This window comes from Methylorubrum podarium, assembly GCF_022179745.1.
GTDB classification, from domain to species: Bacteria; Pseudomonadota; Alphaproteobacteria; order Rhizobiales; family Beijerinckiaceae; genus Methylobacterium; species Methylobacterium podarium.
This window is the reverse complement of the sequence record NZ_BPRD01000468.1, coordinates 1-8,987: the sequence shown is the minus strand read 5'-3', so window position 1 is coordinate 8,987 and position 8,987 is coordinate 1. Positions and strand designations below refer to the sequence as shown.

8 protein-coding genes are annotated in these 8,987 nt (G+C 70.5%); 2 read left to right on the top strand and 6 right to left on the bottom strand.

The window, feature by feature from the left end; translation table 11 throughout:
- Positions 1–98: 98 nt before the first annotated feature.
- Both MFF42_RS20985 and MFF42_RS20980 read right to left on the bottom strand, forming a co-directional pair.
- Positions 99–461, bottom strand: coding sequence for a response regulator (locus MFF42_RS20985; RefSeq protein ID WP_238257479.1), 363 nt, complete (start codon positions 459–461; stop codon positions 99–101).
- A 127-nt stretch (positions 462–588) separates the two neighbouring features.
- Entirely contained in the window at positions 589–1,848 is a 1,260-nt protein-coding gene (locus tag MFF42_RS20980) for an ATP-binding protein (protein ID WP_238257478.1), read from the bottom strand.
- A 196-nt stretch (positions 1,849–2,044) separates the two neighbouring features.
- Between MFF42_RS20980 and MFF42_RS20975 the strand changes: the two genes are divergently transcribed.
- Both MFF42_RS20975 and MFF42_RS20970 read left to right on the top strand, forming a co-directional pair.
- Positions 2,045–3,478, top strand: coding sequence for an AMP-binding protein (locus tag MFF42_RS20975; RefSeq protein WP_238257477.1), 1,434 nt, complete (start codon positions 2,045–2,047; stop codon positions 3,476–3,478).
- 259 nt (positions 3,479–3,737) lie between these two features.
- On the top strand, positions 3,738–4,079 hold the full coding sequence (locus MFF42_RS20970; protein WP_306423550.1) for a hypothetical protein: 342 nt from the start codon (positions 3,738–3,740) through the stop codon (positions 4,077–4,079).
- An 89-nt stretch (positions 4,080–4,168) separates the two neighbouring features.
- Here the strand turns inward: MFF42_RS20970 and MFF42_RS20965 are convergent, their stop codons facing one another.
- The 4 genes from MFF42_RS20965 to mfd form a co-directional block, all read right to left on the bottom strand.
- Positions 4,169–4,363 carry a hypothetical protein gene (locus MFF42_RS20965; RefSeq protein ID WP_238257475.1) on the bottom strand — a complete coding sequence of 65 codons (195 nt, stop codon included), beginning with the start codon at positions 4,361–4,363 and terminating at the stop codon, positions 4,169–4,171.
- Between the two features lie 186 nt (positions 4,364–4,549).
- Positions 4,550–4,918 (bottom strand): DUF6481 family protein, encoded by a 369-nt coding sequence (locus tag MFF42_RS20960; RefSeq protein ID WP_238257474.1) that lies wholly within the window; start codon positions 4,916–4,918, stop codon positions 4,550–4,552.
- A 104-nt stretch (positions 4,919–5,022) separates the two neighbouring features.
- A complete protein-coding gene (locus tag MFF42_RS20955) occupies positions 5,023–5,232 on the bottom strand; it encodes a cold-shock protein (RefSeq protein ID WP_238257473.1) in 210 nt (69 codons plus the stop codon).
- Positions 5,233–5,538: 306 nt separating this feature from the next.
- A partial coding sequence (gene mfd, locus MFF42_RS20950; RefSeq protein WP_238257472.1) for a transcription-repair coupling factor occupies positions 5,539–8,987 on the bottom strand: 3,449 nt, incomplete at its 5' end.

Genomic DNA, 8,987 nt, shown 5'->3' with positions numbered 1-8,987 from the left:
CTGCACCACCCCCACCCCGAGCCCCTCCCCACAAGGGGGAGGGGACAGGCCAGGCTCTGACCGAGGTGATCAACCGGAAACCGTTTGAGCAGGGATCCTCACCCCACCCCCAATTGCTGCGCGGCGCTCATGATCGCCGTCATGCGGTAGGGCTTCATCACCAGCACGCTCTCGCTCACCTGCCGGGGCTGCTCGGCGCTGTAGCCGGTCACGTAGATGACCGGCAGGGCCGGATGGAGGAGGCGGGCGCGCTCGGCGAGGTCCCAGCCGTCGAGCTGGCCCGGCAGGCGGATATCGGTGAACAGGAGATCGAGCCGCTCGGCCACCTGGAGCAGGCCGTAGGCCTCCTCCGCGGTGCCGGCGCTGAGCACCGCGAAGCCGGCATCCTCGAACTCCATGGTCACCGCGTTGAGCAGCATCTCTTCGTCCTCGACGACGAGCACCGTCCGCTTGTCGGTCATCCCTCCCCTCTCCCTCCTTCGTCCCGTCGCCCTGCGGGCCCGCGCCCGAGTGAGCAGAGGACGCAAAACGTCGACGATGCCCTAGCGCGTTGCATCCAGTCCGGTCCCCGCCCTCCGGGACGGTCTATCAGCCCGGGACCGCCACCGGCGACAGCAGCGGCGGCGCGAAGCCGGACTCGGCGGCCGGGGCCGGACGCGTCGCCGCCGGGCGGGCCGCGGCGGGCGCCTGCGCCGGGAAGGACAGACGCACCGTGGTGCCCGGCCGGTCGCCGCGCACGAAGCTGGCGTTGCCGCCCGATTGCTGCGCGAAGCCGAACACCTGGCTGAGCCCCAGGCCCGTCCCCTGCCCCAGCGGCTTCGTGGTGAAGAACGGCTCGAAGGCCCGCGCCTCCACCTCCGGCGGCATCCCGGTTCCGGTGTCCGACACCTCGACGGCGAGCCCGTCGCCGTCCGGCAGCGGCCGGGTGGCCAGGGTGAGCGTGCCGCCCTCCGGCATCGCGTCGCGGGCGTTGACCGCGAGGTTGAGGATCGCGTTCTCGAGCTGGTTGGGATCGATGCTCACCCGCGGCAGGTCCGGGGCGAGGTCGGTCTCGAGCCGGATCCGCGAGCCGATCGTGCCGCGCAGGAACTCGGCGAAGGAGGCGATCTGCGCGTTGACGTCGGTGCTCACCGGCGAGAGCGGCTGGCGGCGGGCGAAGGCCAGCAGCTTGTGCGTCATCGTCGCCGCCCGCTCGGCTCCCTTCACCGCATCGCTCAGCTGCCTGCGCAGGGGGCCCTCCTCGGGGAGGCCGCGCTCGACCCGGTCGAGGTTGAGCAGCACCACGTTGAGCAGGTTGTTGAAGTCGTGGGCCACGCCTCCGGTGAGCTGGCCGATCGCCTCCATCTTTTGGCTCTGGCGCAGCAATTCCTCGGTACGCTGGCGCTCGGCGATGGCCGCTTCCAGGGCCGCAAGCGCCGCGTCGCGCTCACGGATGCGCGCCTCCAGCGCCTCGTTGGCCTGGCGCAGCTGGGTCGGCGACGGCAGCGTCAACGCCTTCGGCATCAGGAGCCAGAGCGCCACCGCCGTGCCGATGGAGGCGAGGCCCGTGAAGAGCTTGACCGCCGCCTCCAGCCCGTAATCCGGCACCCAGAGCGTCCAGATCGCCATGAGGTGCGTCGCGCCGCAGGCGGTGATGAACACGGCGAACGACCAGAACATCCAGCCGAACACCACGTCCCGGCGGCGGGACACGAAGTAGGCCAGCCCGACGGGAATCGAGAAATAGGCGAAGGCGATCAGGCTGTCGGAGACGACGTGCGTCCAGATCAGCTCCGGGCGCCAAAGCAGACAGATGCCGTGGGGCGAAAGGTTTTCGACCTCCCACAGCCGCCGCAGAAGTTCGAGCATTGCTCCGCCCCCGGCTCATCGGCCTGCGATCCTACAGGTCGCGCCGTCAGATGCTCAATAGGAATTCGGGTGCTCCGGCGAATGCGGGGGCCCCTTGAGCCAATTCTCTACGCGGGACGCCTTGGACCACCAAACGTTAAGTCTTGCTTAACCCTATTCGCCCATCACCGGGAGTGGTTTTCGAGGGCGGGCGCGAGTGTCGGCGCAACGAGCTATCACGCAGGCCGAGGCGTCGCCGAGGGCCTTGCAGGACGCTCTGCAAGGGGCTCTGCAACGGGCCTTGCAGGGGGCTCTGCAAGAGACCGCGCGGGACGCGTCGCCCGAGGCCCCGCCTCCGGCGCCGGCCGCCGCGCCGAGGCGCGTCAGCCTCGGCAGCCTGCTGGCCGCCACGGCCCGGCGCCATCCCGACCGGATCGCGGTGGTCGACCCCGCCGACAAGCCGGCGTGGAGCGACCGGCCCGCCATCACCTGGACCTACGCCGCCGCGGCCGAGATCGTCGAGCGCCTCGCCCGCGGCCTGCGGAGCTGGCGCCTGCCTCCGGGAAGCCGCATCGGCCTGTGCCTGCCGGGCTCGGCGGAGAGCGCGCTGGCGATCCTCGCCGTCGAGGCCGCCGGCCACGTCGCCTGCCTCCTGCCGGTCTCCTGGGACGAGGAGCGCCTGCTCGCGGCGGCGCAGGGCGTGGCGCTGAGCGCGGTGCTGACGCAGGCCCGGCTCGGCTCGGCCGCGCCCGCCGAGCGCCTCTGCACCGTCGCCGCGCGCTATTTCGGCCTGCGCTACCTCGCCGCCTTCGGCCCCGACGTGCCGGACGGGGTGATCAACCTCGACCGCTTCGTCCTCGACGGCCCGGCCGGCGAGCCGGCGGGACCGGCCCCCGCTTCCGCCGGCATCGTCAGCTTCGTCGGCGGCGATCCCGAACGGCCGATCTATCGCAGCGGCGAATCGGTGGTGGCGGCCGCGGCCGCCCACCTCGTGGCGATGCGGGTCGCGCCCGGCGAGCGCATCCTCAGCCTGATTGGCCCGCACGACCTGCGCGGCCTCGCCACCGGGCTCGGCGCCGCCCTCGTCGCGGGCGCGAGCCTGGAGACGATGCCGCTGTTCGACGGCGCCGCCTTCGCGGCGGCCCTGCGCCGGCCGGGGCCGACCCATCTCGTCGCCCCCGCCTTCCTCGAGAAGAATCTCGCCGGCCGCGACCTGCCGGAGGATCTGCGCTCCGTCGCCCTGGTCCACCGCGCCCCGGCCCGCCTCCCCGGCCGCAGCCGCGCCGCCGGACGACCGCAGAGCCTTCGGCTCGACACGGTGGTCGACACGATCGTCTTCGACGAGACGGCGCTGCTGTCCGGCCGGCGCGGGACCGCGGCCGACCTCTCGCTGGTGCTCGGCAAGCCGGAGCGCCTCACGCTCCCCGCCACCCTGATGGCGCTGCGGCACGGCCCGGACGGACGCCTCGCCTTCCGCGGCCAAGCCAGCGCCGCGGCGGCGCTGCAGCGCGGGACTCCGCCGACCGTGCCGGGCGATGCCTGGCAGGAGACGGCCTACGCGCCGGTGCTGTTCGCGGGCCTCGCCACCGCGATCGAGGCCGTCGAGACGCCCGAACCCGCCGTTTCCCCGGAAATTTTTGCGCCTGCGTAATCCGGCCCGCGACGCGCGGCTCCCGCGCCCCGCGCGCCTTCGCCCCGGCGATTGAAACGTCATTTATGACAGAGACTTGACAGCGTCGCGGCGATCCCCGCCCGCGTTGTCCACCGCCTGTGCGGCGCAGTTCATCGCGCCTTCATCCAAGCGATTCCATGGTCACTGCATCTGCATGGCCGGCGAACCAATCGTGGCCGTGCGGGTTATCCGGGGTGCCTCTTCACACGAGGCACGACATGGGGTAACGCTGAAGCTTATGGGTGCGCTGCAACAAGTGCTCGTCGTCGACGATGGCCACCGGGCCGTCGATCGCTCTCTCGCCGCCGACCTTGCCGGGCTCGGTTACGCGAGCGTCACCGCTTCGATCGAGGCGGCCGACGACGTTCTCGCCGTGATCGCCCGCCCCGCGGCGATCGTCCTCCAGCTGTCCGCCAGCCCGAACCCGCACATCGCCGCCCTGGCCAACCGCCTGCGCGAGCAGATGCGCGTCGGCGGCATCCCGGTGATCGAGATGGACGATGCGGGACCCCGCCCCGGTGCTCCGGTCGACCTGAAGAGCCGAATCGGCCCCTACGTGCTCAACGAGCCGGAGCTGTAGGGCTTTCCCATAACGGGACAATGACGGGCGGGCCGAACGGTCCGCCTTTTTCGTACGCGGTCCGAGAGGCGACCGCGATTCGAGAGAGATTACGCCGCGACGATCTCGCTCTCGCGCACGGCGCGTTCCGCCGAGCCCGAGCGGATGCGGTAGGAGGGCTCGCCGGTCGGATCGTCGGGCATCAGGCGGACGATCTCGCTGACCGCGCCGAACCCCAGCCGCTCGTCGATGGGGGACGATTGCGCCCGGCGGACGCGCTGACCGAGCTTGAACTTGTGCATCATCGGTGTCTCCTCGAACGCTTCCGCCGGACGGTGAAGACCGCTTCGGCGAAGGAGAGCCCCGTCGGGACAACGGGCGAGAGCCGATCGTGGTCGCAGGCGGGGATCGTATCGGCCCCGACGCCGCGCCGGGGCGGGTTTCCGCGCACCGGACGAACCCGGCGCGCGGTCGCGGTTGCCCGCGGGCGATCAGCGCCGCAGCTTGATCTTCGCCTTGCGGGCGGCGTAGCGGGCGTCCCGCTCTTCCTTCTGCTTGGCCTGGGCGAGGCGGACGCGCTCGGCGGCGGCCTCGATCTCGGCGGCCTTGCGCGCCGCCTCCGCCTCGCGCTCCGCGGCGGCGATGGCGGCCAGCTGCTCGGCTTCGAGACGCCGCTGCAACGCGCGCTCCTGGACCCGCTCCTCGCGGGCGACCGCGATCGCGCGGCGCTCGGCCTGTCGCGCCTGCACGGCCGGATCGTCCTGGGCGGGACGGGCGCGGAAGCGGGCGAGCATGGCCTCCCGGGCGGCGGCGGAGTTCTGGCGGCGGTCGTCGAAGGAGTTTTGTTTGCTGAAGCTCACGGACTATCCTTGATCGTGCCGGGCTCGGAACGAGCCGCGGCCTTGAAAAGCGTGAAGCCGCTCCGGTGGGAGCGGCTTCGAAATCTCGGGGCGTTCGGCGCGGATTACGCGACCTGGAGCTGTCCCGCGGACTGCTTGCCGGAACGGCGATCGGTTTCCAGCTCGTAGGAAACCTTCTGCCCCTCGGCGAGGCCGCGCAGACCGGCGCGCTCGACGGCGGAGATGTGGACGAAGACGTCCTTCGAGCCGTCCTCGGGCTGGATGAAGCCGAAGCCCTTCTGCTCGTTGAACCACTTCACGGTACCAGTCGCCATCGAAACGTCCTCGTCTTCCGCAGGATACAAGCAAATGGCCCTGGTGCCGCACGGCGCCGGGCCCTGTCGTTCAACCGATTACGAAGGAAAATGAGAACCGCCCTGCGGAGGCGTCACGGCCCATAAAATCCGGCCTCGCATCGATGAGAACTGATATGCAATTTCATTGGAGCTTTATCAAGGCACGATTTTATTTTTCACAACGCGGGAATTGTTGGCGGGTCATCCGGGATGACCCGCCTCGCGAAGATTTTCCTCAACCCGCAGCGCAGGTTGAAGCCTGCGGCTCCCCCGCGACCGCGCCGCTCACGCCGCCTTCCTGGCCCGTTTGGCGATGGTCACGAGCCCGCGCATGATCTGCGTTGTCTCCTTCAGGCGCTTCGGAATGCCGTCGAGTTCGCGGATGAACACGACGCTCATGTCGGGGCGCACCTTGGCGAAGGAGCCCTGCTCCACGACCATGGCGGCGAGCCCCTGCGGGTTGGCGAAGGATTTTTCGCGGAAGTGGACGACGACGCCCTTCGGCCCCGCCTCGACCTTCTCGACGTTCGCCTCGCGGCACAGGATCTTGATCGTCACGATCTTGAGAAGCTGCTCCACCTCGGGCGGCAGCGGCCCGAACCGGTCGATCAGCTCGGCGCCGAAACTCTCCATCTCGGCGTCGTTCTCGATGGTCGAGAGGCGCCGGTAGAGACCGAGCCGGACGGTGAGATCCTCGACATAATCCTCGGGGATGGTGACGGGGGCGCCGAGCGCGATGGTCGGCGACCACGCCTCCTCCGCCGGCTCCTCGATCCCGGCCTTCAGCGCGGTGACAGCGTCCTCCAGCATCTGCTGGTAGAGCTCGTAGCCCACCTCCTTGATGTGGCCGGACTGGGCGTCGCCGAGCAGGTTGCCGGCACCGCGGATGTCGAGGTCGTGGGAGGCGAGCTGGAAGCCGGCGCCGAGCGTGTCGAGGCTCTGGAGCACCTTGAGCCGCTGCTCGGCCTGGGCCGTGAGCTGGCGGTTGGCCGGCGTCGTGAACAGGGCGTAGGCCCGCGCCTTGGAGCGGCCGACGCGCCCGCGCAGCTGGTAGAGCGCGGCGAGCCCGAACATGTCGGCCCGGTGCACGATCAGCGTGTTGGCGGTCGGGATGTCGAGGCCGGATTCGACGATCGTGGTCGAGAGCAGCACGTCGTACTTGCCCTCGTAGAACGCGGTCATCACGTCCTCGAGCTGGCCCGCCGCCATCTGGCCGTGGGCGACGGCGACGGTCACCTCCGGCATCTCCTGATCGAGGAAGCGCTTGACCTCCGCCAGATCCTCGATGCGCGGCACGACGTAGAAGGCCTGCCCGCCGCGGTAGCGCTCGCGCAGCAGCGCCTCGCGGATCAGGAGCGGGTCGAACGGCGTCACGAAGGTGCGCACCGCCAGCCGGTCCACCGGCGGCGTGGCGATGATCGAGAGTTCGCGCACCCCCGTCATGGCGAGCTGCAGCGTGCGCGGGATCGGCGTGGCCGAGAGCGTCAGCACGTGCACCTCGCTCTGGAGCGCCTTCAGCCGCTCCTTGTGGGCGACGCCGAAATGCTGCTCCTCGTCGACGATGATGAGGCCGAGATCCTTGAAGGCGACGTTCTTCGCCAGGAGCGCGTGGGTGCCGACGACGATGTCGACCTGGCCCTCGGCAAGCCCCGCGCGGGTCTGGCGCTGGTCGCCGGCCGAGACGAAGCGCGAGAGCTGCGCGATGTTGATCGGCAGCCCTTTGAAGCGCTCGGCGAAGGTCCGAAAATGCTGGCGGGCGAGCAGCGTCGTCGGCACCACCACCGCCACCTGCTTGCCCGAGATCGCCGCGGCGAAGGCCGCGCGGAGCGCCACCTCGGTCTTGCCGAAGCCGACATCGCCGCAGACGAGGCGGTCCATCGGCCGCCCGGCATTGAGGTCGTCGAGCACCGCGTCGATGGCGTTGGCCTGATCCTCCGTCTCCTCGAACGGGAAGCGGGCGGCGAATTCCTCGTACAGGCCCTCCGGCGCCTTGAGGCTCGGGGCGGGCTTCACGAAGCGCGCGGCGGCGACCTTGATGAGCTCGCCCGCCATCTCGAGGATGCGGCGCTTCATCTTGGCCTTGCGGGCCTGCCACGCCCCGCCGCCGAGGCGGTCGAGCGCCACCTCGGAATCCTCCGAGCCGTAGCGGGTCAGAAGCTCGATGTTCTCCACCGGCAGGAGCAGCAGGCCGCCGGCATATTGCAGCTCCAGGCAATCGTGCGGCGCGCCGGCCGCCGTGACGGTCTTGAGGCCGACGAAGCGGCCGATGCCGTGGTCGGCATGGACCACGAGGTCGCCGGGCTGGAGCGCCTGCACCTCCAGGATGATGTCCTGCGGCCGCTTCGACTTGCGCTTCTGGCGCACCAGCCGGTCGCCGAGGATGTCGCCCTCGGCCACCACCGCGAGCTTGTCGAGGGTGAAGCCCGCCTCCAGGCCCCAGACGGCCACCGCCACGTCGGTGCCGCGCTTCAAGGCGTTGACCGCGGTGAAGGTGTTGATCTCGATCGGCTTCTTGAGGCCGTGATCGGTCAGCACGCCACAGAGCCGGTCGCGGGAGCCGTCGGACCAGGATCCCAGGATCACGTGATGCCCGGAGGCCTGCAGGTCGCGGATATGCGCCACCGCGGCGTCGAACACGCTGATCCCCTCCTCCGCCCGCTCGGGCGCGAAGTTTCGACCCGCTCGGGCCCCGCAATCGATGACGGCGCGCGCGTCGGAATCGGGCTGCGCGAAGGGGGTCAGCCGGGCGACCGTGCCGGCCTCGACCTTGCCCTTCCACTCGTTGGGGGTGAGGTAGAGCGCGCGCGGCGGCAGCGGCTTGTAGGGCGCGACGCCGGATTGAGGATTCTTCAGCGCCGCCTCGCGGGCCTGGAAGTAGTCCTGGATCAGGGCGAGCCGCTCGGCCGCCGCCTCCTCGACCTGCGGGTCGAACAGCATCGGCACGTCGCCGAGATAGTCGAACAGGGTGTCGAGGCCGTCGTAGAACAGCGGCATCCAGTGTTCGAGCCCGGCATAGCGCCGGCCCTCGCTCACCGTCTCGTAGAGCCGGTCGTCGCGGGTCGCCGCGCCGAAGCTCGACAGATAGCCTTGCCGGAAGCGCCGGATCGTCTCGGTGGTGAGCTGCACCTCGCTCATCGGCACGAGGTCGAGGGAGCGGAGCGACCCCACCGTGCGCTGCGTCTCGGGATCGAAGGCGCGGATCGATTCGAGGGTGTCGCCGAAGAAGTCGAGGCGGATCGGGTTCGGCAGGCCGGGCGGCGACAGGTCGAGGATGCCGCCGCGCACGGCGTACTCGCCCGTGTCACGCACCGTCCCCGTGCGCAGAAACCCGTTGGCCTCGACCCAGGCGACGACCTTGTCCATCGGCACCACGTTGCCGATCGCCGCCGAGAAGGTCTCGACCGCGACCCGGGCGCGGGGCGGCACCCGCTGCACCAGGGCGTTCACCGTGGTGCAGAGGATGCGCGGCTTCTCTTCCGACGAGCGCGAGCGGGTGAGCCGCGAGAGCGCGGTCATGCGCTGGGCGGCGATGGCGGCGTTGGGCGAGACGCGGTCGTAGGGCTGGCAGTCCCAGGCCGGGAAACTCATCGCCTCGATCTCGGGGGCGACGAATTTCAGGGCGTTCTGGAAGGCGTTGGAGCGGCCCGAATCGCGCGCGACGTGGACCAGCACCGCCGGTCCCTCGAACGTGCCCGACAGCGCGCGGGCGAGGTCGGCCGCCACCAAGGCGTCGA